This is a genomic window from Pseudomonas sp. S31 (assembly GCF_016648105.1).
Taxonomy (GTDB): Bacteria; Pseudomonadota; Gammaproteobacteria; order Pseudomonadales; family Pseudomonadaceae; genus Aquipseudomonas.
In genome coordinates, this window is sequence record NZ_JACVVE010000026.1 from 68372 (window position 1) to 92579 (window position 24208).

A 24208-nucleotide genomic window follows, 5' to 3' on the forward strand; every position below is an offset into this window, starting at 1 on the left:
ATTTTTGCTTTTGCTGCCGCCCTTGTTTCATCATGTAAAAAGCCGCTGGGACAGCCAAGCAGCACCGATACAGCAAGGAAGCAACTCACATGAAGTACGCGGGTTTCTGGAAATACGCGCTATGGGCAGCCGCATTCGGCTGCAACGCCATGGCCAACGCCACACCCTTGCCACCTGGCTGGCAGATCCGCCCCACCACCGCCGAAGACATCGCAAGGGGCCTGCCTGCGGCATTGCAGACACCAGAACTGGCAAAGGACGGCAACCGGCTTCTCGGGGTGGAAATGGTCGTCGATCTGCCCTTCAGCCAGGTCTTGCCGGTCGTCGTCGAGGCCTTGCGGCCGGTCGGCCCCTTGCGCGATGAGATCGAGCTGATACCGGTCTCGCGGATGAGCGAGGGCTGGGGCGAGGTGCTGCTGTCGCGCCACCCTGAGCTTGCGCAGAAACTGGTCCGCCAGGTCGATCTGCCCAAGCTGCAGGAAAACGTGCGCGAAGGTGCCCTGGCGGAGTCGGAGATACCCGCGCGCCTTGCGGACCTGGAGCGAACGCTCAGATTCCAGCCCGGCGGCGAACGCATGGCGCCGTTGACCGAGCTCTACAAGTTCTGGTCCGGCAGCGCCAGGCGTGAACACGGTTTGCGCGGCAAGAGCAGCAGTATCGTCATTGCCAACGTGCGGCAGCTCGACCCGGTATTCGGGCGCCCCGCTACCTCGATCTTCCTGACGCGCAACGACGAGTACCCCAACCCCGACAACAATTTCATCGGTCAACTGCGCGGCCTCGCCGATTTCGATGTGTTCGGCGCCCATCCGCCAAGCCGCCTGGAGCGCAACAGCGTGCCGGAGGCCATGTTCCGGCCGGTGTACGAGGCATTGAGCCAGCTACCCGATGCCAACCTGGAACTTGGCCTGAACGCCGAGCACTGGCGGGTCCCGGTCGTGGCGAAATCGCGCGCCCTGGTGCGTGAGCCCAAGCTCACCCTACCCGACCCGCACGCCAAGGCGCTGCAGGCGCAAGTGCTGCTGGCGTTCGAGGGCATGGACAAGTTCACGGTCCTGGCCGATGGCACCGTGCTGATGTTACGCAGCTATCCCCAGGCGCTCCTGCAATGGTCACCGGCGCCGGGTAATCAGCCGCGTGTGGTCTGGACGCCCGCGGACTTCTTCACCAAGGGGTTGTTGTCGCGCGATACCCGTGGGCAGTCGGCCTACCTCGCGGTCAATCGGCAGCTCGTGCACTTCGACGCCGCCACCCAGAAACTGGCCACGCACCCCATCGAGTTCAAAAGCGATCGCGAAGTGGACAAGTACATCGACTACTTCCATCTCGGTAACGGCGTACCGCTGGCGTACGACCACAGCTACCGGAACAAGCGAGACAACTTCGATATCTGGCAGCCGACAGCCCAGCCGGCTGGCGACGGTGCGCCATGGACCTACGAGAAACGCTTCGCCTCCCTGCGCCAAGGCGTGATGCGCGAGCCGGCGCCCGGCAACCTGCAGATCAAGCCCGTGCGCTGGGACGGTGAAATGCCCGGTTTCTGGGTCGAGGATGTTAATGGGCTCGCTGAACTCGACAGCGAGAACGGCAAGGTGCTGCGCGCGGTGCGCTTGCCCCGCCGTTTTGGCGAAGCCGACCCGCAGGAGGACAGGGGCATGGCACAGTGGACGCCCGAGCCCTTCGGTTCGGCCAAAGGAGGCTGGATCGGGGTCGGTTTCATACTGATCGAGGATAAAAAACGCACCCCAGGCGTGCATGTCGTCGACGTCGCCAGCGGCAAGGTTCGCTACTCCCTCGCCCTGCCTGGGCAGGAAACGCTGGGCACGGCCGCGCCTTCGCCCGACGGCCGCCTGCTGGCGATGGCCACCGGCTCACGGGAAAATGCCGCCGTGCTGTGGAATCTGCAGACCGGGCGCTCGCTGACGCTGCGCTCGGAGAAAACCGGATGCAGCGACCTCAAGCAATTGCAGTGGACCCCACAGGGTGACCTGCTGGTGGGGCGCTGCTCGAACGGGCTGCTTGGCTGGGATGTGCCCTCCGACTGGTAAATTGGGCAGCTGGATGCGTCAATGTTGAAGTGAAGTGTGCAATCGAGGAGCAACCCATGAGTATCCGCAGCCTGGCGAAAAACCTTCCTCCAGACCCAAACAACGAGGGCTGGGTACTCGGCTGGGGCGTCCTGCGAGACCGCCACCCCTGGCATTTCGTCGACGTCTACGCCGACCAGAAGACCGCAAAAGCTGAAGCCGAGCGCCGCGGAGCAGGCTACGTCGTGGAGTATGGCTCGCACCGGCTTGGCTCGGATGAGTTCATTTGCGGAGTCACCGCTCCCGAAGGCTGACAAAGGAAAAATTGATGTCGATAAGCAACAATCGCAAGAATGGCGCCCTGGCGGTCTTGGGCGTGCTCCTCGTAGGCCTGAAGCTGTACGGGGTCATCAGTTGGACCTGGCCGTGGGTAACGGCGCCGTTCTGGCTCATCCTCGCCCGCTACCTGTTATCCCTGGCCGTTACGGGGCTGGTGTGGCTGTATGCGCGCTCGATGATCCGAAGTGCTCGACGGCGGGAAATGCAGGATCTGGCCCAGCGGGCATCACCCAAGGCCCGGGCGGCATCCGCCACCCAGCATGATCCCACCCTGCCCGCCTTCAGCCCCGCGGCCTACGCGGCCGGGGACGACACTCCCACGCGGTCTCACTGTTCCAGTCACAGCGGCGGCCATGGCGACCACGGGTACTCCAGCGGCGGCGACAGTTCGTGCAGTTCATCGAGCGATGGTGGGGATTCTGGCTCCAGTGACTGACCGGCCAGCACGGAGCAATGGCAAAGGAGTAGCTACGCTTGTTCTACTGCCGTTTCATGACCCTATTGGGGACCAGCAAGCGAAATGCTGAATCTGGAGTCACTGGTCTCGCCGATAAACAACGAAAACCGTGAGGATCAGCTAAAGTTTTGATGAGCGCATGAACCGTGAGATAGCGATCATGATCATACAAGAAGCGAATGAGGTGATTGAACGGATCCGGGACGATCTCAAGCGACATGGGATACTGATCGGCTACGACCCAGACTTCACCACCCCGGAATTTGGGTGCGACCTTGATTATCAAGAGGCTCAGGTCCGAGAGGACCCTCAAGTCCGAGTCGTGGGGATCATAATACATGACGAAGGCTTGTGGACTCAGCTCAGGCAAGGAGCCGTGTACCGATGCATCATCAGTGAATGTGGCGGCAAGCTATTCGGGTTGCCGATCAGCATAGAGCCTAGAGATGATGAGTCCTACACCATCCAGTACAAACTCTAGGCATCAGCACGGCAGCCCGAATGCCGGGCTGCCGTGCTGAGCGTTTCAGTGGAGCGGGGGTAGCTCTTTGCCACGAGCCCTGGCCAGCAGGTGCAGCTGCTCGACTTCTTCAGCGGGCTTCCCTTCAGCAGTTCGCCCCTAATCCCAGTCCATTTTGATGTTCTCTTGTTTTCGGAACGCGTCCAGCACACCCTGAAAATGGGCGCGTTCGAACGTCAGGCTCGGTATTGAGCCGTACCAATCGACCAACGGCAAAGGTTGGGTAGAAGCTGAGGCTGTACTTGGATTTATGACTGGCAATGGATAGCAGGTTAATCATTCCATATCTCGAATCCCTGACATCTGCAGAGGTTACTTTTTCCAGGTGCGGATGTCTGCTATTGCCCTATAGCTGTCCTCCACGAAGGGCAGCAATGGTATGAAGCGGCCATTCGCGACTTACCGCTACGACCCTAAGGACGTTAGGATATCGGCTTAGCTGCGCCCTCTGTAGGAGCGGGTTTACCCGCGAAGCAGGCGTCGCGGTGGATGGCACCGGCTATGCCGGTGCTCGCGGATCCGTTCATGGCTGTCGAACTCACTCAATTAGTGTGATTCTCGAACTCACGATCATGTTGTTCGATGGCAGCCGTTATCGAATCAGCCCAACTGCATCGTTCCAAGGGGCTTTCCTCCATAAACAGCTCCATGGCCAGAGCATCGGATCGGGCCCGTAGGGCATCGACGTTCGAGTGGAAAAAGTCTGCATTCTGAACGCAAAATTTTCCCGTGTTCAGATCTTCGAAGCAGTAATACACAACCGCCGCCCCCTCATGAGGACGCCTCCAGACAGTGTGCAGTTTGAGCAGTGACATAGCATCTCCTTGCCTCACTCAGTCAACACCCTGGCAGGTCGCATCCAGCGACCTAGGACTCAAGGATGATGTTCTCGCGGGCTAGTCTAGCGAAATAGACCAGGAGGCAACTAGCTAGACGGAAAGAGGGACGGGGCTGTTTTCTTTTCTGTCATAGAGGAACCGAGGTGAGAGAAACTATATCTGCCCCCGTTTCCGGCTGTGTTTGCGCCCCGCGCAGTGCTAGGCTCCGCTCGACTCCCCATCCAAGGAACTGGATATGAGCTTCAACTGGCATGCTGGGCCAATCACCCGCACCACCCCAATCGACTCCAGCTACCGGAACACTCAGAAAGTCCGGGAGTTCATGGCGAGCGAGTGCGGCGGAGCATTCAAATTCGATCGGCCCTTCATGGCCTGGATCAAGAGCGGTGCCCCGTCCACTATGGGCGATGTCGCAGATGAATGGCTGCGCTTGCATCGCTGACTACGGCGTTACCCGATTGAGGGCCGCACCAGCCCTCTCGGCGGCCAGGCTACTGGCCATCGCCCAGTAGCCCCCAGCCAGCCCAGCACCGCGCCGCCGGCAATCAGCACTACCGCGATCACCCAGGCCTCAGCACGACGCCCCCACGGGTGATATGAGTTGGGCATCAGGCGTCGGCCCCCATACAACTGCCGCCACACCTATGCGACAATACGCTCAATGTCCGGCCTCAACCCCCGCATTTATCGCCCTACAGCTGGGTCACAGCGTGCAGATGCTGCTGTCGACCTATGCTCGTTGGCTCAACTCAAGCTCCGACTGGAGCGAGCTGGAAAAACTCAAGATTGGTATCAAATCGGTATCAGCTGAAAATCCAGCGTCGTAAGTTACTGATAGGTAAGCCCTTTGATCTCCACCGCCAACATCACGATGCAGTTCGGCTCCAAGCCGCTGTTCGAAAACGTTTCCGTCAAATTCAACAACGGCAACCGCTACGGCCTGATCGGCGCCAACGGTTGTGGCAAGTCCACCTTCATGAAGATCCTCGGTGGCGACCTCGAGCCGTCCGGCGGCCAGGTCATGCTCGAGCCGAACACCCGCCTGGGCAAGCTGCGCCAGGACCAGTTCGCCTACGAGGAATTCACCGTCATCGACACGGTGATCATGGGCCACGCCCAGCTGTGGCAGGTCAAGGCCGAGCGCGACCGTATCTACTCGTTGCCGGAAATGACCGAGGAAGACGGCATGGCCGTCGCCGAGCTGGAAACCGAGTTCGCCGAAATGGACGGCTACACCGCCGAGTCCCGCGCCGGTGAATTGCTGCTGGGCCTGGGCATCCCGCTGGAACAGCACTTCGGCCCGATGAGCGAAGTCGCTCCAGGCTGGAAGCTGCGCGTGCTGCTGGCCCAGGCGCTGTTCTCGGACCCGGACGTGCTGCTGCTCGACGAACCGACCAACCACCTGGACATCAACACCATTCGTTGGCTGGAAACGATTCTTACGGCGCGTAACAGCACCATGATCATCATTTCCCACGACCGGCACTTCCTCAACAGTGTCTGCACGCACATGGCCGACCTGGACTACGGCGAGCTGCGCCTGTTCCCGGGCAACTACGACGAGTACATGACCGCGGCCACCCAGTCGCGTGAGCAACTGCTGTCGGACAACGCCAAGAAGAAAGCCCAGATCGCCGAACTGCAGACCTTCGTCAGCCGCTTCTCGGCCAACGCCTCGAAAGCCAAGCAAGCGACCTCGCGTGCCAAGCAGATCGACAAGATCCAGCTGGCCGAAGTCAAGCCGTCGAGCCGGGTGAGCCCGTTCATCCGCTTCGAGCAGACCAAGAAGCTGCACCGCCAGGCCGTGGTGGTCGAGAAGATGGCCAAGGCCTTCGACGACAAGGTGCTGTTCAAGGACTTCAGCTTCACCATCGAAGCCGGCGAGCGTGTGGCGATCATCGGCCCCAACGGTATCGGCAAGACCACCCTGCTGCGCACCCTGGTCGGCGAGATGACGCCGGACAAGGGCGAAGTGAAGTGGACCGACAGCGCCGAAGTGGGCTACTACGCCCAGGACCACGCCCACGACTTCGAAGACGACGTCACCCTGTTCGACTGGATGGGCCAGTGGACCAGCGGCGAGCAGGTGATCCGCGGCACCCTCGGGCGCATGCTGTTCTCCAACGACGAGATCCTCAAGTCGGTGAAGGTGATTTCCGGTGGTGAGCAAGGCCGCATGCTGTTCGGCAAGCTGATCCTGCAGAAGCCGAACGTGCTGGTCATGGACGAGCCGACCAACCACCTGGACATGGAGTCGATCGAAGCGCTGAACCTGGCGCTGGAGAACTACCCGGGTACGCTGCTGTTCGTCAGCCACGACCGTGAGTTCGTGTCGTCGCTGGCGACCCGCATCATCGAGCTGACTGCCGACGGTGTGGTGGACTTCAGCGGTACCTACGACGATTACCTGCGCAGCCAGGGCGTCTTGGTCTAAGGAATAGGCCAACCCAGGCACCGTGGGGTGCCTGGGTCAGTCGTCGCGGCAACTGTCTGGCCCGCTCCTACAGGTGTGCACTGAGCGCGCCGGGTCCCGACATTGGGTACAGTTAGTCGAATAATTCGTTAGCCTGCTTTCATTTCTTCCGCGCAGCGGCCATCATGGGCTCACGCCCAACCGCCCGCCCGCGAACGAGCCCATGACCGCGCAAGAACCCGCCCCCACCAGCAGTACCTTCGGCATCACCCTGCAAATCCTTTCGATCGTCTTCTACACCTTCGTTGCGTTTCTCTGCATCGGCCTGCCGATCGCGGTGCTGCCCAGCTACGTGCACGATCAGCTGGGTTTCGGCGCTGTCATCGCCGGCCTGACGATCGGCCTGCAATACCTCGCCACGCTGACCAGCCGCCCCTTCGCCGGGCGCGTGGCCGACACGCTCGGCGGCAAGCGGGCGATCCGCTATGGCTTGATGGGCATCGCCGGCTGCGGGGTGTTCACGCTGCTCTCGGCGTGGACCGTGGCGACCCCGCAACTGAGCCTGGTACTGCTGTTGATCGGGCGCCTGTCGCTGGGCGTGGCCCAGGGTCTGATCGGCGTCGCCACGCTGAGCTGGGGCATCAACCAGGTCGGCGCCGAGCACACCGCACGGGTCATTTCCTGGAATGGTATCGCCTCCTATGGCGCCATCGCCATCGGCGCACCGGTCGGCGTGCTGGCCGTGGATTACCTGAGTTTTGCCGTGCTCGGGCCGGCACTGTCGGTGATGGCCGTGCTGGCCTTGCTGGTACTGCGCAAACGGGAAGACGTGGTGGTCAGCCGTGGTGAACGCCTGCCGTTCTGGTCGGCCTTCGGCCGGGTGGCACCGTGTGGGCTGGGCCTGACCCTGGCGTCCATCGGCTACGGCACCCTGACGACCTTCGTCACCCTCTATTACCTCGAACGCGGCTGGCAAGGCGCAGCCCTGTGCCTGAGCGCCTTCGGCGTGTGCTTCATCATTTCGCGGCTGTTGTTCGTCAATGCCGTCAACCGCTTCGGCGGGTACAACGTCGCCATTGCCTGCATGGCCACCGAAGTCGTCGGCTTGAGCTTGCTGTGGCTGGCTCCGGTACCGGCCTGGGCGCTGGTCGGGGCGGGCCTGACCGGCTTCGGCTTGTCGCTGGTGTACCCGGCGCTGGGTGTAGAAGCGATCAACAAGGTACCTGCCAGCAGCCGTGGTGCGGGCCTGGGCGCCTATGCGGTGTTCTTCGACATGGCGCTGGCCATCGCCGGCCCGCTGATGGGTGCGGTGGCCGTGCACCTAGGCTATGCATCGATCTTCGGCGTGGCCGCCCTGCTCGCCCTGGCCGGCGTCGGCCTGTGCCTGTTACTGGCCCGTCGCCGCTGAACGCTCGGCCGGCTCCGGGGCGCCCAGCGCCTGGCTGAAGAAGGCGGCAGTGTCATGTTGCAAAGAATGGTGGATGTTGCGGCGGTCGACGCCGTCGGCATCCTTGCACAAGGCTGGCATGCGCGCACGCTGTTCGGCATCGCAGCGGGCCATGAACACGAAATGCCCCGCGCCGGCCAGCCGGCGGTAGTCCGGCGTCACCGGCAGCTTGCGCGCCAGCGCTTCGGCGTTGCGGTCCACGGCCACCAACTGGTCGCTGTCGCCGCTGTAGATCAAGGCAGGCACTTGCACCCCGGCCAGGGCGTGACGACCGAACAGCAGGCTCAACGGTGCCATCAGCATCACCGCCCCCACCCGCGGGTCGGCCTGGGGCGCCAGCTCGCTGCGGTCGGCAATCAATACGCCGTGGGTCTTGCAGGCATCGTGATCCTCGGGCCGCTCCAGGCAGTAGCGTCGCAGGCGATCCAGGTCGGGCTGGGCACCGGACAGGATCAACGCCGTCTCGCCACCGGCCGAGTAGCCGATCACCCCGACCTTGCCGTCGTTCAGGTACGGCCCGAGCAGATCGTCGTCACGCGCGGCGGTGATCGCCGCACTGACCTGTAGCGGGCGCCCATACAGATTGCTCAAGGTGCCCAGGCGACTGGGGTCGCGCGCATTGTCGCCTGGGTGCACCACCGCCACCACCACGAAGCCCTCGCGGGCCAGGGAGGTGGCCAGGTAGTGCAAAGCCAGCGGACTGCCGGTATTGCCATGGGACAGCACCAGCAACGGGAACTGGCCCATGGCGACCGGGGCTTCCTCGGCCACCCGCACAGGGTATCCGTCGATACGTTGCTGGTGTGCCTGGGCCGTTGCGGGATAGAACGCCAAGGCCTGCATGGGCCGGGCATCGACCGGGTCGGCCAGGGTCATGTGGTGCAAGCCAGCTACCCATGGGGCCGCCTGGGCGTGGCCGAGCAGGCCGCCGAGCAGCGCCAGGGTCAGCAAGGAACGGGGGGCGTTCATCGGAGGGTCCCCGCAAGGAAAGATCAGACCAGCATATGCGGGTCTTAAGCGGGGCAAGATGAAAACTGGATGAAAGGATGGGGCGCATAGGCGCCCCCTCCCTGGCGGCGATCAGGCCGCGGCGAACAGCTCGTTGGCGATCTGCGCCTGGGCTTCGTCGATGGCCTTGCTGCGCTGCTCTGGGCCATAGGCCAGGCCATGCGCGCGGACCACTTCGAGGTCGGTGATGCCGATGAAGCCAAGGAACACCTTGAGGAAGTCCTCATGGCCGACACCAGTCGGCTGGCCAGCGTGCAGACCACCAGCGGTAGACACCAGCACCACTTTCTTGTCACCGCACAGGCCTTGCGGGCCGGCTTCGGTGTAGCGGAAGGTCTTGCCGGCCACGGCGACGCGGTCGATCCAGGCCTTGAGCTGGGTCGGCACGCTGAAGTTGTACATCGGTGCGCCAATCACCACCGCGTCGGCGGCGAGGAATTCTTCCAGGGTTTCGGCGCTGAGCTTGGCCTCGAAGGCCTGGGCGGCGTCACGCACGTCTTCCGGGGTACCGGCGGCCACCAGGGTGGCGGCGGAGAAGTGGGCGATGGCGTCGGCGGCCAGGTCGCGGTAAACCACTTCGACGCTCGGGTCGGCAGCCTTCCACGCCTCGACCACTTCGCGGCTCAGCTGACGGGAGGCGGAATTGTCACCCAGGATGCTCGAATCGATATGCAACAGTTTCATGGGACTCTCCTGTGAATGAAGACCGCAGCGATGGGCGATCACGATGGGGAGAATCCTACCGAACCAGCCAATAGCTGAAAAGACAGCAAAAATGCGTTAGTTTGTCCCATGTGTAGGACAGTGGACAAAAAACGTGCAAGACCTCAACGACCTATTCTATTTCGCCCGCGTGGTCGAGGCCGGTGGCTTCGCCGCCGCCGGGCGCCAGCTGGGCATTCCCAAATCGCGCCTGTCGCGCCGCATCGCCGAGCTCGAAGAGCGTCTGGGCACCCGCCTGCTGCAACGCACCACCCGGCAACTCAAGCTCACGGCCGTGGGCGAGCGCTACCTGCACCACTGCCAGGCCATGCTGATGGAAGCCGAGGCCGCCGACGAGGTGGTGGCGAGCATGAGCAGCGAGCCGCGCGGGCGCTTGCGGGTGTCGTGCCCGGTAGCCCTGGCGCATGCCTTCCTGCCCGAGGTGATCAGCCGGTTCCTTGCACAGTACCCGCTGGTACAGCTCGACATGGTGCTGCTCAACCGCCGCGTCGACCTGATTTCCGAGGGCATCGACGTGGCCTTGCGGGTGCGCGACCTCGGCGATGAAGACCCGACCCTGGTCACTCGCCGCCTGCGCCAGGCGCAGATGCAACTGGTGGCGGCACCGGGCTTCGCCGACCATGTCCGCGACCCGGCCGAGTTGGCCTCGCTACCCGTCCTTGGCGCCGCCGAGGCCGATCGCCTGGTGCACTTGCGCCTGCTCGGGCCCCACGGTCGCCAGCAGGAAATCGCCCTGGAGCCACGCCTGGCCATCGACGATTTCGTGGTGCGTAACGCCGCTGTGCGGGCTGGGCTGGGCTTCACCGCCCTGCCGAGCATGTTCTGCGAAGAGGAGTTGGAGCGCGGCGAACTGGTGCGCCTGCTGCCGGAGTGGTCGCTGCCAGGCGGCTACCTGCAAGCGGTGTATCCGCATCGCCGCGGCTTGCTGCCGGCGGTACGGGCATGGATCGACCACCTGGCGGTCTCGTTCGAGGCCTGTGGAGAGCGTTATGTCTGAAAAGAAAATGACCGAGGCACAGGTGGCGGCGTTTTGCCTGAGCCTGCCCGGAGCAAGGGAGGACTACAAGTGGGGTGGCATCCGCGTGTTCTCGGTGGCCGGCAACAAGATGTTCGCGGTGCTCGACCTGGCTGGCGCGGGGTTGTCGTTCAAGGTGGCCGACGAGCTGTTTCTCGGCTATTGCGATCGCCCTGGCATCCGCCCTGCCCCGTACCTGGCACGGGCACGCTGGATCAGCATGACGCCACCCTACCCCATGGGCCGTGACGAACTCGGCGACCTGCTGCGGCGCTCGCACCAACTGGTGGTACGGCGCCTGCCGAAACGTTCGCAGGTGGGCTTGCTGCTGTAGTCAGCCGAGGCTGGCGAACAACGACTGCCACGGCAGCCGCCCACCCAGCCACAGGTAGTCGAGCCAGAACACCTGGTGCAGCGACACGATGCCCCAGAACACCAGCTGATACGACAGCTTGCGGGTCTTGTGCCGGAACAGCTGCTGGGCCAGCAGGCCGCCGGGCCAGCCGCCAAGCAGTTCACTGACATGCAGGACCTTCTCCGGCGTGCGCCAGGCCTGGCTGCGTGCCTGTTGCTTGTCCTGCCAGTACAGCAGTACGGTCACCAGGCTCGCCAGCGGGTACAGCGCCAGAGGTATCCAGCCCTGCCCGGCCCAGGCCATCCGCGCCGCACCCCCTATGGGCAGCAGGCACAGCACCGCCAATGCCAGCAGTTTCAGGCGCGCGTTGCGCACGCCTTGTTCACGGCCACTGGCACGCCGCTGTGGCGCTTGCGCACGGGCCATGTCAGCCCTGCGCCGTGGACCAGTCGACCCAGCCGAACTGCCAGGTAGCCAGAATCAACAAGCCGAAGACGATACGGTACCAGGCGAACACGGCATAGCTGTGGTTGGCGATGAACTTGAGCAACGCACGCACGGCGATCATGGCGAAGATGAACGAGGTCACGAAGCCCAGGGCGAACACCGGCAGGTCGCTGGGCTGGAACAGGTCGCGGTACTTGTAGCCCGAGTACACCGCCGCACCGACCATGGTGGGCATGGCCAGGAAGAACGAGAACTCGGTGGCCGCTTTGCGGGACAGGCCGAACAGCAGGCCGCCGATGATGGTCGAGCCGGAACGCGAAGTGCCCGGGATCATCGCCACGCATTGCACGAAGCCGATCTTCAGGGCGTGGCTCCAGCGCATGTCGTCGACATGGTCGACCTCCACCCGGTGCTCGCGGCGTTCGGCCCAGAGCATGATGAAGCCGCCCACCACCAAGGCCGCGGCCACGGTGATCGGGTTGAACAGGTACTCGTGGATCAGGTCGGCGAACAGTACGCCCAGCACCACCGCCGGCATGAATGCCACCAACAGGTTGCCAGTGAAGCGGCGCGCCGTGGGCTGGCTGGTCAGGCCGAAGACCACGTCGAGGATCTTGCGGCGGAATTCCCAGACCACGGCCAGGATCGCCGCGAGCTGGATGATGATGTTGAATGCCATGGCCCGTTCGCCACCAAAGCCGATCAGGTCAGCGACGATGATCTGGTGACCGGTGCTCGAAATGGGCAGGAACTCCGTAAGCCCTTCCACCACACCCAAGATGATTGCCTGAAAGGCACTCCAATAATCCATCCATTCCCCCGTTGGAGCACTGCCTACGTGTGCAGGCCCCTAATTCTTGATTTGCTTGTGGTTGCCACGCATGGCCATGCGGTTTTTACAGCGACAGGTGGGACAAATGCCAGCAGAAAAGTTCACCCCACCTAAAGGTTTCATCTGACGCGGCCGAGATCCTATCAGAGCGCCCCTGCCAAGGCTTGTGCTGCCCTGAACTAGCGCCCAATAATGGCAGTTAGCCATTGGTCGAGTTTGGCACAGCGCCAAGCCATGGTTGGATAGGCCTGAATAAAAAGAACAATCAGGGAGTAGCATTGATGAAGGCATTGAGGTCGATGTCGATCAGCCGCCGTTTGTGGCTGATTCTGCTGGTGGCGATTGCGATGTTGGTGGCCCTGGGCTTGTTGATGTTGCGCCAAGTCCATGGCGACCTCTACCAGGCCAAGGCCGAGAAAACCCGGCATGTGGTGCAGACCGCCGCTGGCGTGCTGGCCTACTACCAGGGCCTGGAAGCGGCAGGCAGCCTGAGCCGCGACGCGGCCCAGGCCCAGGCGCTGCAGGCCGTGCGCGGGCTGCGCTATGCCAAGGACGACTACTTCTGGATCAACGACCTGGGTCCCAGGATGATCATGCATCCGGCCAACCCCAAGCTCGATGGCCAGGACCTCTCGGCCATCCGTGACCCCGACGGCTTTGCCGTGTTCAACGAGATGGTCGCCCTCGCCCGCAGCCAGGGCGAAGGCCCGGTGAACTACCGCTGGCCCAAGCCGGGTGCCGCCGACCCGGTCCCCAAGACCTCGTACATCCAGCTGTTCAAACCCTGGGGCTGGATCATCGGCTCCGGCGTCTACGTCGACGACGTCCAGGCCGAATTCAACCGGCAACTGCGCGACAGCCTGCTGCTCGGCCTGGGCATCGTCCTGCTGATGGCGCTGGTGGTCATGCTGATCGCCCGCAGCATCGCCCAACCGTTGCAGCAGGCCGTGCAGGCGATGGGCAACATCGCCAGTGGCGAAAGCGACCTGACCCGCCGACTGGACACCGATGGCCGCGACGAACTCAGCCAGCTCGGCGAGCATTTCAACCGTTTCAACGGCAAGCTTCAGGGCGTGGTCGGCCAGTTGCAGGGCACCGCCCATGCCCTGGCCCAGTCGGCGGGCCAGGTGGGCGACAACGCAGGGGCCACGCAAGCGCACAGCAGCCAGCAGTCGTTGCAGATGGACCAGGTGGCCACTGCGGTCAACGAGGTGACCTACGCCGTGCAGGACGTGGCCAAGACCGCCGAACAGGCCGCCGGCGAAATGCGCGCCGCGCAACAGCAGGTCGAACATGGCCAGCAGGCGATCCACGGCAGCCTGCAGCAGATCGACCGGCTTTCGGCGACCATCGACCAGGCGGTACAGGTCATCCGCGAGCTGGCCGGGCACAGCACACGAATTGGCGGCGTGCTCGAAGTGATCCGCTCCATCGCCGAACAGACCAACCTGCTGGCGCTCAATGCCGCCATCGAAGCGGCCCGGGCCGGTGAACAGGGCCGGGGCTTTGCCGTGGTCGCCGACGAGGTACGCCTGCTGGCTCAGCGCACCGCCCAGTCGACCGCCGAGATCCACACCATGATCGAACACCTGCAAGGGCAGTCCGACGCTGCGGTGCGCGCCATCGACACCAGCAGCGAGGCCTCGCGCCAGACGGTCGAGCAAGCCCGTGAGGCTGGCTCCAGCCTGGATGCCATCAGCCAGGCCCTGCAGAACCTGACCGCACTCAACGCCACCATTGCCAGTGCCACCCTGCAGCAGTCGCACGTGGTCGAGGAAATCAACCGCAACGTGCTCGACACCGCCGGGCTCTCGCAACAGACCGCCGATGCCGCACGCCACTCCAGCGAAGCCGGCACTCGGCTGGCAAGCCTGAGCGAAGCGCTGGAGCAACTGCTCAAGCAGTTCCGCGTATAGCCCCAAAAAGGCGGCCGCCTACCTAATGCCAGTCAGTTAAGGTTCCAGCAGACTTTACTGGGGCTGCGCTGCAGCCCTTCGCGGGCAAGCCCGCTCCCACAGGGACCGCGCATTTCCAAAGCTCAGCGCCAAATCTGTGGGAGCGGGCTTGCCCGCGAAGGGCCGCAAAGCGGACCCAAATTGCTTAACTGACTGGCATTAGCCGCCTACCTGGCATTTCTGCCAGTAGACGCCCAAGGCCGCCGACAACATGGTGAAACCTCCACTCCTGGGAGGTTCATCATGGACGTTCGTTACCTCGCAGCCAGCCTGCTGGCAACGCTGCCGCTTGCCGCCATCGCCGATACCAGCGTCATCGCGCTGGACCCTGCCGCCACGCTGCAGCGCATCAACCACAACTACAACAACATCGACAATCACTGCCGCGAGCCCGATACCGGCGCCCCTCGCGGGCACTACTACTGCAGTGGAGTGACCCTGCGCATGGTCGACGATGGCCCCTTCAATCCCTGGGACTACAGTGATTACGCGCAGAAGACTGGCGCCACCTCGTTCAGCTGGATCCGCAAGGACTTGAGTACCAACCGCCTGATCCGCCCCGCAGGCTTCATCCTGCGCACGCCGATGGATGCGCATGCCTTGAAGCTGCCGGTGTTGGAGAAAGGCTTCATGTGCATCTACAGCTTCGATGGGTTCACCGGCCCTGAGCGTAAATGGTACGGTTGCGGCGCCTACAACAAGGCATTGCCTGCCAACTTCCAGAAAAACTCCGGCACCACGCCGGCCAACCGCAACCACGCGCTGGCCTATGGTAGCTGCGACAGCCTGAACATCGACAGTGCCGATCAATGGCGCAAGAACTATCGCTACGCCCGCACCGACCTGAACCGCATACAGGTCACTCAGTGCTCGTGGAACGTCGAACAGCCCAGCGATTGGAACGCGATGATCACCGTTCACGAGCATCCCAACGTCGTCACACGCAACCTGTTGGGCAGGGAGGTGCCCGCACGGGATGCCTTCGCCCAACCCCAGAAGCTCAACGAAATGCTGTTGCGCAACGCCGGTAGCGGCAGCGATGGCAGCGCGCGGCTGCCGTACATCGACGCCATGGTCTGGGACGTGAACAGTACCTACGTCGCCAACACCCGGGGCGATGCCGAGAAAGCCAAGCCCACCAACGGGCTGGAGCCGGCCCGCAACTTCCAGCGCAAATTGTATGCCCAGGGCTACGCCGTGCCGGTGTTGCGCATGGACTTCAGCAAACCTGCAAGCCAGCGCTTCAGCTACGCCGCCGAAGACCAGGCCGTGCCCCTTGGCGCTATAGCCGAGCAGCCGGCGACCGCGCCTGAAGAACCCGGCCGGCAGTTCATCAAGTCTGCCGATTGGCAGTTGCGTCTGGACCCTGGCACGGGTCGCCAGGAGTGGACCCTGAGCGTGACCCCCACGCAAGCGGGCAAGGCAGCCCAGGCACGCGAACAACAGGCGGTATACGACGAGTTGCTGCACACCCACGGCAACGACCCGCAATGGCGGGACAACGAACACAGCCCAGGCAGCATGCGGGCTCAATTGGCGTGCCTGGTCGCCAACTATCCGAAGAAGAACGTCTGGAATCTCGAACCCTTCCGTCCTGTGGCCAGTGCGCAGCAGGCCAAGGCCCAGGGTTGTAACCCTCATTGAAACGTGTCGGCGTCAGCACTGCGAGCGCTGGCGCCGTCGGCTTCAGAGTGGATTGCAGCCAGCCTTCTGCGCAGCCGCCTCACTCACGTTGGGGCGGAACGGCTCAAGGTTGAACTCATTCTTGTTGCGCGCGATCTGGTAGTGACAGACCAACTGGCGGCGCATGCCGCCACCGTCGTTCTGCGTCCATTGGTAATCGTCACCGAACTTCCTGCGCATTTCGGCGTACACGGCATCCGAGCCGCTCGAGCCTTTCTGCTCCCTACCCTTCGCGGTGAGCTTGAGCGAAAGGGTCCACTCCTCCTTGCCGGTACCAGGGTCGAAGCGTCGAATCCAACGGCCAGATTCGATGTACTCGTTGGTCGGTGTCCGCTCACGCTCGGCAATCGCCTGATCCCTGGCGTTGCAGGCAAACTGCGCCCGGCCGTCCGGGCGCTCGGGCATGCTCAGGGCGATGATCGGAACCCATACTCCGGTCTGGTTGAAGTAACGCGTCTGGTCCAGGCGCGCATCTGCCAGCCCTTCGCTATCGCCGGCAAGATGGAAGAACGACTCGATGGGCAGGGTCTCATCGCCGCCATCGCGTTTCCAGTTCTCAAGGCGCAACTCGTTCTGCCTGCGGAACAAGTCACCTTGGCGCATCGCCCGCAGTGACTGGTTGAAGTTCTCGACCGCATACTTGTCCAGGTCATCCCGCACGGCAAAACCACAAGAGTTGCGGTTATCGCCCTTGGATTCCTTCTGGTATTGGTTGACCCATTGCTCGGCGGTGGTGATGTCCTGTCGATGGCAGGGCGCACCTTTGGCCTTGGCCGTAGCGGCTGAGGCGGTGCCACAGCCATTCTCGCGCCGGCTGTTGGTGCCACCATCCACCGGAAATGCGCACAGTACCGAGTACTTCTGCTTCGACTCCGGTAATTCATTGATCGGGTAGAGGATGTAGCCGTTGTTCTGGTCCTGTACCAGGCGTCTGAAGTTGGCATCCTTGCGCAGATAGGAAAACGATGTGCCTTTGCTCCTCTCGGAGGTCGGGCTGACGTCCCACGAGTTGTACATCCCTTCCCGTGGCGCAGGCTCGGTCGCCCGCAGGATAATGCCGGAACAGAGGAACGCCGGCGACGAGCTCTTGCCGCAATTCTCCGGCGTGGCGTCGTAACGTGCCTGTTGAGCACGTGCGGTTTCTTCGCAGCTGCGCGCATAGGCAAGGCTGCCGGGCAACGCCAGGCACAAGGTGGCAAACAGCAATCCAGTGCGATTCATCATTTTCTCCTCGGAGGGTCGGTGGCCAGCCGTTTAAAACTCACCGAACCCCCAAGGCGGCACAACTGTCAGAAATGTCAGGTCTGCCTCAGCCCATGCGCACGCTAGTTGTTACATCGCAGGTGCCAGCAAGGTTACAATCGCGCCTTTTTCCACGCCCAAGGAGCGCCGATGTCCGGCCTCGAACTCGTCGCCGCCGTGCTCGGCGTCACCGCCGTCTGGCTTACCGTCAAACAGAACGCCTGGTGCTGGCCGATCGGTCTGGTCATGGTTTCGATCTATGCCTGGCTGTTCTTCGAGGTGAAACTGTATTCGGGCATGCTTCTGCAACTGGCGTACGCCGTGCTGACGCTGTATGGCTGGTGGCAATGGAAGCGCCCGGACCGCGTCGAGGATGCCCGCCGGGTCTCGCGCCTGGGGGCGTCGAGCCTGGTTGCCGGGCTGACGGCAGGCCTGCTGATGAGCCTGGCGCTGGGCGCCAGCATGGCCACGTGGACCGATGCCGCCCTGCCCTGGCTGGACGCGACCCTGACCGGTTTCAGCCTGGTCGCGCAGCTGTGGATGGCACAGAAACGCCTGCAATGCTGGCCCTTGTGGGTGGTGGTGGACGTGGCCTATGTCGGCCAGTACCTGCACCAGCAGATGTACTTCACCGCCGGGTTCTTCGCCGTGCTCACCGTCATCGCCGTGCGCGGCTGGCTGGAGTGGCGCCGTGACCCGGCGCTGGCAGCATCACCGGTGGCGCCATGAAGGTACTGGTGCTGTGCGGCCCGGAGTCCAGCGGCAAGAGCTGGCTGAGCGGGGTGATCCAGGCGCGCTTCGGCGGCGTGGTGGTGGCCGAGTACGTGCGCCACTTCATCGACCAGGAGTGCCGCGATACCTGCTACGCCGATATCCCGGTCATCGCGCGGGGCCAATTGGCCTGGGAAGACCAGGCACGCGCACAGGCCCCCGAGCTGTTGATCCTCGACACCCACCTGCTCAGCAACATGCTCTGGAGCCGGGCCCTGTTCGACGACTGCCCACCGTGGCTGGAGCAAGCGCTGCTGGCGCGCCGCTACGACCTGCACCTGCTGCTCAGCCCACAAGGCGTGGGCTGGGTCGCCGATGGCCAGCGCAGCCAGCCCGAGCTAGGCGATCGCCAGGCATTCTTCGACGACAGCCTGGCCTGGTTGCGGGGCCACCAGCAACCCGTGCAGATCATCGGCGGCGATTGGCTGGCGCGGGAGAACGCTGCCATGGCGGCGGTGGGGCAATGGTTGGGGCAAAAAGCCCGCCAATGCCCCACCCAGTGTTAACCAGGCGCAACACCCTGTGGGGGCCTACCCCCCGTATTTGTGGGCTTTGCACCGGTTTCGGGGACAGTGAAAAATTTGTGAAACACCCTCGCCCAATCACCCTCAGGCGTCGTGATTGCTGGGCGCAACGGCGATTGGGCGAATAATTTGTATCACCGCTGATACAACGAACTACTCGCCAACTCTAGGAAATATCGATAACCCATTGATTTTCCTGCTTTAGCAAAAAGCGGCACACCTTCTGCTCTAGTCCCTCGCAATGCTGACTGGACCTGCGCACTGAAGAAGGAATTGCCATCGTGGGGAATCTCGACAAAGGCTTCTACGGCCTCCTGCTGATCAGTTGCACAATCGGCGCCAGCCTGAGCGTCCCGGCGCAGGCGGACAACGGCATCATCGTCATCACTCGCGATGTGCAACCGCGCAACGCCACACGCCCGCCGCTAGCCCCCGACCCCTACCCGACCACCGTCAACGCCAACCCGTCCGAGCATGTGCTCAAGCAGACCAACGAGCTCAGCGATGGCGACTTCGCCGGCATCGCCAGCGGCGCGGGCATCTCGACGCTGGTCACCCAACAGACCAACAACCTCGGCGGCCAGATCGGCAACCAGCAGCAGTTGCCGAACATGGCCGGTGGTCGCGCCAGCGGCGGCGGCAACGGCATCTCCAACATGGTCAACTCCAACGTCCAGCGCGGCATGGGCGCCCTCAAGATCCTCACCGGAGGCCAGTGAGATGAGGCACTCGCTGCTGATCCTGGCCGTGTTCTGCAGTACCTCGGCCCTCGCCCAGTCCCCGGTGGTGGATACCGCCGTCATCGACAGCTCCGCCAGCCGCTACCAAGGCAACATGGCGGTCAACCAGGCGGCCGGCGACCAACAGCAACAGGCCAACGCCCGCGCCTTCGCGGTCGGCCCTGGGGCCAGCGCCAACTACCAGATCAAACAGAGCCTGGACACCCTGGCCGACCCTGCCCGCGACAGCCGCTCGCAGATCAACGGCGATGCCTTCAGCCATGGCAGCGGCGCACTGGGCGTGAACCAGAGTGCCGGGGCCAATACCCAGCAAGCCAACGCGTTGCGCATCAGCATCGGTGCGCAACCACAAAGTATCGACGACAGCGTCCTCCTGCAGCAGAACGTGGCGCTGGTCAACAACTCCGATTCACCTGGATCCGTACCCGGCTATCGCCAGGTCACCACCAGCGACCGGGCCTTCACCGGTAGCCGTGGGGTCATCCAGGTGAATCAGAGCGCCGGGGTAGGAAACCGAACTGCCAATACCCTGAGCATCCGGGTCGCGGATTGACCCACAGGTAAAGCAACGACACTTAACCTAAAACAACGTACGGAGAATCACCATGAAACCCTCGATGGCACTCAAGCCTCTGGTTTTCGCAATTGCTGCGGTCATGGCTGTTGCTGTACAAGCTGGGCAACCCAATAACGGCCATAACAATGGCCATAATAACGGCCATAACGGAGGCCACAACGGCGGCAACAACGGTGGCAACAACGGCAATGACGATCCCACTGTGATCTACATCTCGGCGACGGCCAACTCGCTGGATACCCAGGACAGCCGGGACAACAAGATCCTCAACGAAGGCACCCTCAACGGCGCCGAAATGAGCAACTCGGCCACCGGCACCAGCGGCAACGTGGGTGTCAACGTGGCGGCAGGTTCCGGCAACCAGCAGGACAACGCCGCGTCCATCGCCAACGCCGCTGCAGATGCGTCCAGCCTGGACAACAGCTTCGTGTTCGGCACCGCCACCGCCACCGCACAAGTCACCCAGACCAGCAACAACAACAAGGTGAACAACTACGGCAGTCAGGCCGCAGCGGTAATGAGCGGCTCGGGTAACTCCGGCAGCGGCAACATGGGCATCAACATCGCCGGTGGCGACCTCAACCAGCAGAAAAACACCATGGCCATCGCCAATGCCAATGCCACCATCGGCAATGCGGTAGCCACTGCCTCGGCCAACCAGAGCGGTCCTGGCCTGGAAGTGAACAACCGTGCCGACCGTACCTATCGGGTGGATACGCTGACCTACACCACTCGGGCGACAGGTTCCACCGCACGCGCCAACGCCTCGGAGCTGCACTCCAACGCCACCTCCTCCTGGAACACCGCTGCCAACGGCAACAGCAGCTGGGGGGTCGCCGGCAACAGCAACTCGGGCCTCACCGTCACCAACCACAAGGAAACCTCTGGCAGTAGCCACGCAGGGCTCGGCGTCGTCGCATCCGGGGGCTTCGATGCCAGCACGACCCATAGCTGGGAAAGCGGTCGCCACAGCGGCAGCACCACCGATTCGGTCAGTGGCGAGGCTAATGCGAACCTGAATGTGGCCGTCGATACCAATCACAGCAGCCTGTACGACTCGTCGTTCGAGAAGGCCTACGACTCGCACTTCGACAAGTCGGGTAATGCCAACTACCAAGACAACAAGAGCGGGAACTCGGCCTCGAGGAACGACGTGACCCAGGGGTACGCCGAGAGCAGCTCCTACGACCTGAGCAACACCGTGTCGTTCCAGGTCCTGACTCCGACCGGCTGGGCAAACCCTGTGACCAACATCGCAACCCTGAGCGGTTCGGTCAATGGCGGCAGTGGCAACCTCGGTGTCAACGTGGCCTCGGGCGTGGGCAACCAGCAGAGCAACTCGCTGGCCATCTCCAACGTCTCGTTCTAAGCGCTGTGTAGCAGAGGCCCCCTTCGGGGGGCCTTTTCCACGACCGTACCAGAGGCGATCCGACATGCGCATCCTGGCTTTGGCATGTTTGCTGTGCGTGGCAAGTCTTGGCGAAGCGGCTCAAATGCCGCTTTCGGTGCTTCCCGGCGGTGCTGTGATCTACAAGCCGATACAGAGCATCCGCGAACGCAAGTTCGCCGATCTGGTACAACAGAAAACCGATTTCAGTTGCGGCGCTGCGGCGCTGGCGACCATCCTGCGTCAAGCCTACTGGCTGGACGTCGACGAAAAACAGATCATCGAAGGCATGCTCGCCCACGCCGACCAGGACCTGGTCAGGGTCCAGGGCTTTTCCATGCTGGACATGAAGCGCTACGTCGAAAGCCTCGGGATGCGTGCCCGGGGTTACCGGGTGGCAGCGGAAACCCTCACCAGCGTGCGCATCCCGGTGGTGGTACTGATGGACATCCGCGGCTACAAGCACTTCGTGGTGCTGCAGAAGGTCGACAAAGGCTGGGTCTACATCGGCGACCCGGTGCTCGGCCACAAGCGCTACAAGGTCGATGACTTCCTCAAGGGCTGGAACGGCATCATCTTCGCCGTGATCGGCCAGGGCTACGACAAAGGTAACGCCCTGCTCGACCCACCCCAACCGCTCACCGCCAAGAACCGCATCGACAACTTCACGCCGGTAAAGGACGCGGAGCTGATGGACTTCGGCTTCATCCAAAGCGATTTCTTCTAATCGATTCTTATAACAATGGGCAAGACGCTCGGGGAGCATCCCATGAAAATTCCAACCTGGCTTACCCTGGCCTGCCTCGCGGCGAGCCTGCCTACCCAGGCGCAGACGTTCGCGCCCATCGAGCTCAAGGACCAGGAACTGGCCAACCTGCGCGGGCGCTTCGTCATGCCCGGGCGGATCATCAGCTTCGGCATCGTGATGTCCAGCACCTGGCAGAACGCCAAAGGCGAGGTCATTGGCGTCAGCTCGACGATGCAGATCCAGCAGAACACCATCAAGCCACAGTTCTATGTCTCGACCATCGACGAGAAGCCCTCCACGACCGGGCAATCGTCCGGCAGCGGCACGATTGCCACCGGCACCGGCAGCGTGACCGGTGGCGCCGGTCTGGGCACCACCACCGGTGTGACCCAGGTGGTGCGTGCAGCGGGTGACAACAACGCCGCCAGCAACGACGTGGCCATCAATGTCACCAAGGCCAGCCAGGCCACCTCGGCATCCACGACGCCGAAGGGCCAGGTACTCACTCCCGGCTCTACCATAGCCGCCAGCAATGGCGCAGGTTCGATGAGCGTAAAATCCACCAGCAGCGGTGTGCAGATGAACATCGTCGCCAGCAATAACCAGGGCGCCACCCTGCAACGACTGGCCGAGGGTGGCCTGTTGCAGAACGCCACATTGCTCGGTACCGGCAACCAGGTGAAGAACCTCACGTCGCTCAATGTCGTGCTGCGCGACAGCGTGTCGACGGCCGGCGCGGTGAGCGGCAATCTTGACCAGCTCAAGGGCCTGCGCACCCTCGGATACTGATCTACGCTTCGTCTCATCAAATTGCAGTCGGAAGGGACGGTTAACCATGCACCGATCTTTGACGTTAAGCGCTGTCGTTTGTTTGACAACCCTGGCCCCGGCCAGCTTGCTGTACGCGGCCACCGATCCCCAGGTCGAAGCCCTCAAACAGGAGTTGATGGCGCTGAAGGAGCGCTACGAAGCACAACAGAACGCCTTGATGGTGCTCGAGCAACGTCTGCGCCAGGTCGAGGAGGCGCCGCCCGCCCCGGCGCCGCGACGCCTGACCAAGTCCCCGGCGGAAACGGTCAAGGGCGGGCAGACCGTCGCGGCGGGCGCACCTGGCACGACTGGCAGCTCCTACGGCCAGTCGTTGCAGGACGATTCCCAGCCCGCGCAGAGCGTGTCCAACCTGTATGACGAGGCCAGCGGCTTCTTCGGTGGCGGCAAGTTCAGTGTCGAGACCGGCCTGACCTACACCCACTACGACACCCGCGCCCTGGTGCTCAACGGTTTCCTGGCGCTGGACTCGATCTTCCTCGGCAACATCAACCTCGACCGCATCAAGGCCGACAACTGGACCCTGGACCTCACGGCCCGCTACAACCTCGACCAGCGTTGGCAGTTCGACATCAACGTGCCGGTGGTGTACCGCGAGTCGACCTACTCTTCCGGCGGTGCCGGGGGCGCTGGGCCGGTCACCTCGGATGCCACGGTCACCCGCGACCCGACCATCGGCGACGTCAACGTCGGCGTGGCCTACAAGTTCCTCGACGAGTCGGAAGACTGGCCCGACGCGGTGGCCACGCTGCGGGTGAAAGCCCCCACGGGCAAGGACCCGTACGGCATCAAACTGGTCAACGACCCGACCAACGACAACCTTTCGGTGCCGGAAGACCTGCCGACCGGCAACGGCGTCTGGTCGATCACCCCAGGCATCTCGCTGGTCAAGACCTTCGACCCCGCCGTGCTGTTCGGCAGCCTGTCCTACACCTACAACATGCAGGACTCGTTCAGCGACATCAGCCCCACGGTCAACACCAAGGTGCCGGGCGACGTGAAGATTGGCGACTCCTGGCAGATCGGCGCCGGCATCGCCTTTGCCCTGAACGAGAAGATGAGCATGTCGTTCTCGGTATCGGACCAGTTCGCCCGCAAGAGCAAGATCAAGCCCGACGGCGGCGACTGGCAATCGGTGCCCAACAGCGACTACAACGCGGCCAACTTCAACATCGGCATGACCTTCGCCGCCACCGACAACCTGACCATCGTGCCCAACCTGTCCATCGGCCTCACCGAGGACTCGCCGGACTTCTCCTTCAGCCTGAAATTCCCTTATTACTTCTGACCGGGCTGGGCGCGCAACGCGCCCATTGTCGGCCCGCCCGCCT

25 protein-coding genes and 2 pseudogenes are annotated in these 24208 nt (G+C 63.1%); 21 read left to right on the forward strand and 6 right to left on the reverse strand.

Annotated elements, in window-relative coordinates; translation table 11 throughout:
* Window positions 1–89: 89 nt before the first annotated feature.
* The 4 genes from IAE37_RS18965 (at window position 90) to IAE37_RS18980 (ending at window position 3304) form a co-directional block, all read left to right on the forward strand.
* Entirely contained in the window at window positions 90–2048 is a 1959-nt protein-coding gene (locus IAE37_RS18965; protein WP_201175987.1) for a WD40 repeat domain-containing protein, read from the forward strand.
* A gap of 56 nt (window positions 2049–2104) precedes the next feature.
* A complete protein-coding gene (locus IAE37_RS18970; RefSeq protein ID WP_201175990.1) occupies window positions 2105–2341 on the forward strand; it encodes a hypothetical protein in 237 nt (78 codons plus the stop codon).
* 14 nt (window positions 2342–2355) lie between these two features.
* Complete coding sequence (locus tag IAE37_RS18975; protein ID WP_201175992.1) at window positions 2356–2802, forward strand: hypothetical protein; 447 nt, start codon at window positions 2356–2358, stop codon at window positions 2800–2802.
* Between the two features lie 160 nt (window positions 2803–2962).
* Entirely contained in the window at window positions 2963–3304 is a 342-nt protein-coding gene (locus IAE37_RS18980) for a hypothetical protein (RefSeq protein WP_236410050.1), read from the forward strand.
* A 581-nt stretch (window positions 3305–3885) separates the two neighbouring features.
* On the opposite strand, the gene IAE37_RS18985 is transcribed toward IAE37_RS18980, so the two are convergent.
* Window positions 3886–4158 carry a hypothetical protein gene (locus tag IAE37_RS18985; RefSeq protein WP_201175993.1) on the reverse strand — a complete coding sequence of 91 codons (273 nt, stop codon included), beginning with the start codon at window positions 4156–4158 and terminating at the stop codon, window positions 3886–3888.
* A 259-nt stretch (window positions 4159–4417) separates the two neighbouring features.
* On the opposite strand from IAE37_RS18985, the gene IAE37_RS18990 reads away from it, so the two are divergent.
* From IAE37_RS18990 to IAE37_RS19000, 4 genes and pseudogenes are all read left to right on the forward strand, one after another.
* Complete coding sequence (locus IAE37_RS18990; RefSeq protein WP_201175994.1) at window positions 4418–4624, forward strand: DUF6434 domain-containing protein; 207 nt, start codon at window positions 4418–4420, stop codon at window positions 4622–4624.
* A gap of 159 nt (window positions 4625–4783) precedes the next feature.
* A pseudogene (locus IAE37_RS28855) lies at window positions 4784–5009 on the forward strand (site-specific integrase); the annotation flags it as partial.
* 20 nt (window positions 5010–5029) lie between these two features.
* A complete protein-coding gene (locus IAE37_RS18995; RefSeq protein WP_201175995.1) occupies window positions 5030–6616 on the forward strand; it encodes an ABC-F family ATPase in 1587 nt (528 codons plus the stop codon).
* A 202-nt stretch (window positions 6617–6818) separates the two neighbouring features.
* Window positions 6819–8003, forward strand: coding sequence for an MFS transporter (locus IAE37_RS19000; protein ID WP_201175997.1), 1185 nt, complete (start codon window positions 6819–6821; stop codon window positions 8001–8003).
* On the opposite strand, the gene IAE37_RS19005 is transcribed toward IAE37_RS19000, so the two are convergent.
* Entirely contained in the window at window positions 7983–9011 is a 1029-nt protein-coding gene (locus IAE37_RS19005) for an alpha/beta hydrolase family protein (protein WP_201176001.1), read from the reverse strand. The two genes, IAE37_RS19000 and IAE37_RS19005, sit on opposite strands and share 21 nt — an antisense overlap.
* A gap of 111 nt (window positions 9012–9122) precedes the next feature.
* Window positions 9123–9734, reverse strand: coding sequence for an FMN-dependent NADH-azoreductase (locus tag IAE37_RS19010; protein WP_201176004.1), 612 nt, complete (start codon window positions 9732–9734; stop codon window positions 9123–9125).
* Between the two features lie 133 nt (window positions 9735–9867).
* On the opposite strand from IAE37_RS19010, the gene IAE37_RS19015 reads away from it, so the two are divergent.
* The gene (locus IAE37_RS19015; protein WP_201176006.1) at window positions 9868–10770 is read left to right on the forward strand and encodes a LysR substrate-binding domain-containing protein; all 903 of its coding nucleotides are present in this window, start codon (window positions 9868–9870) and stop codon (window positions 10768–10770) included.
* A complete protein-coding gene (locus IAE37_RS19020) occupies window positions 10763–11122 on the forward strand; it encodes an MmcQ/YjbR family DNA-binding protein (RefSeq protein ID WP_201176009.1) in 360 nt (119 codons plus the stop codon). Before IAE37_RS19015 ends, IAE37_RS19020 begins: the two co-directional genes overlap by 8 nt.
* Here the strand turns inward: IAE37_RS19020 and IAE37_RS19025 are convergent, their stop codons facing one another.
* Together IAE37_RS19025 and IAE37_RS19030 are read right to left on the reverse strand one after the other, a co-directional pair.
* Window positions 11123–11569: a DUF1294 domain-containing protein gene (locus IAE37_RS19025; protein ID WP_201176012.1), complete on the reverse strand. Its 447-nt coding sequence runs from the start codon at window positions 11567–11569 to the stop codon at window positions 11123–11125.
* Window position 11570: 1 nt separating this feature from the next.
* Window positions 11571–12401 carry an undecaprenyl-diphosphate phosphatase gene (locus tag IAE37_RS19030; RefSeq protein WP_201176014.1) on the reverse strand — a complete coding sequence of 277 codons (831 nt, stop codon included), beginning with the start codon at window positions 12399–12401 and terminating at the stop codon, window positions 11571–11573.
* A 392-nt stretch (window positions 12402–12793) separates the two neighbouring features.
* Here IAE37_RS19030 and IAE37_RS29270 point away from each other — a divergent pair.
* From IAE37_RS29270 to IAE37_RS19040, 3 genes and pseudogenes are all read left to right on the forward strand, one after another.
* Window positions 12794–13465: pseudogene (locus IAE37_RS29270) on the forward strand (cache domain-containing protein); the annotation flags it as partial.
* Window positions 13466–13603: 138 nt separating this feature from the next.
* Window positions 13604–14338: a methyl-accepting chemotaxis protein gene (locus IAE37_RS29275; RefSeq protein WP_442967839.1), complete on the forward strand. Its 735-nt coding sequence runs from the start codon at window positions 13604–13606 to the stop codon at window positions 14336–14338.
* A gap of 282 nt (window positions 14339–14620) precedes the next feature.
* Entirely contained in the window at window positions 14621–16021 is a 1401-nt protein-coding gene (locus IAE37_RS19040) for a DUF2599 domain-containing protein (protein WP_201176018.1), read from the forward strand.
* Window positions 16022–16063: 42 nt separating this feature from the next.
* Here the strand turns inward: IAE37_RS19040 and IAE37_RS29280 are convergent, their stop codons facing one another.
* The gene (locus IAE37_RS29280) at window positions 16064–16465 is read right to left on the reverse strand and encodes a DUF2599 domain-containing protein (RefSeq protein ID WP_442967840.1); all 402 of its coding nucleotides are present in this window, start codon (window positions 16463–16465) and stop codon (window positions 16064–16066) included.
* A 987-nt stretch (window positions 16466–17452) separates the two neighbouring features.
* On the opposite strand from IAE37_RS29280, the gene pnuC reads away from it, so the two are divergent.
* The 8 genes from pnuC to IAE37_RS28860 all read left to right on the forward strand — a co-directional run bounded on the left by pnuC (window position 17453) and on the right by IAE37_RS28860 (window position 24165).
* On the forward strand, window positions 17453–18031 hold the full coding sequence (gene pnuC / locus IAE37_RS19050; protein ID WP_201176022.1) for a nicotinamide riboside transporter PnuC: 579 nt from the start codon (window positions 17453–17455) through the stop codon (window positions 18029–18031).
* Window positions 18028–18579 carry an AAA family ATPase gene (locus tag IAE37_RS19055; RefSeq protein ID WP_201176024.1) on the forward strand — a complete coding sequence of 184 codons (552 nt, stop codon included), beginning with the start codon at window positions 18028–18030 and terminating at the stop codon, window positions 18577–18579. Before pnuC ends, IAE37_RS19055 begins: the two co-directional genes overlap by 4 nt.
* Before the next feature lie 299 nt (window positions 18580–18878).
* On the forward strand, window positions 18879–19316 hold the full coding sequence (locus IAE37_RS19060; RefSeq protein WP_201176025.1) for a hypothetical protein: 438 nt from the start codon (window positions 18879–18881) through the stop codon (window positions 19314–19316).
* Window position 19317: 1 nt separating this feature from the next.
* Window positions 19318–19890 (forward strand): adhesin, encoded by a 573-nt coding sequence (locus IAE37_RS19065; protein ID WP_201176027.1) that lies wholly within the window; start codon window positions 19318–19320, stop codon window positions 19888–19890.
* A gap of 52 nt (window positions 19891–19942) precedes the next feature.
* Window positions 19943–21283, forward strand: coding sequence for a heme utilization protein (locus tag IAE37_RS19070; protein ID WP_201176028.1), 1341 nt, complete (start codon window positions 19943–19945; stop codon window positions 21281–21283).
* Window positions 21284–21347: 64 nt separating this feature from the next.
* Window positions 21348–22028 (forward strand): C39 family peptidase, encoded by a 681-nt coding sequence (locus IAE37_RS19075; RefSeq protein WP_201176029.1) that lies wholly within the window; start codon window positions 21348–21350, stop codon window positions 22026–22028.
* A gap of 42 nt (window positions 22029–22070) precedes the next feature.
* On the forward strand, window positions 22071–22838 hold the full coding sequence (locus IAE37_RS19080) for a hypothetical protein (RefSeq protein ID WP_201176030.1): 768 nt from the start codon (window positions 22071–22073) through the stop codon (window positions 22836–22838).
* 46 nt (window positions 22839–22884) lie between these two features.
* Window positions 22885–24165, forward strand: coding sequence for a hypothetical protein (locus tag IAE37_RS28860; protein ID WP_236410051.1), 1281 nt, complete (start codon window positions 22885–22887; stop codon window positions 24163–24165).
* Window positions 24166–24208: the final 43 nt, after the last annotated feature.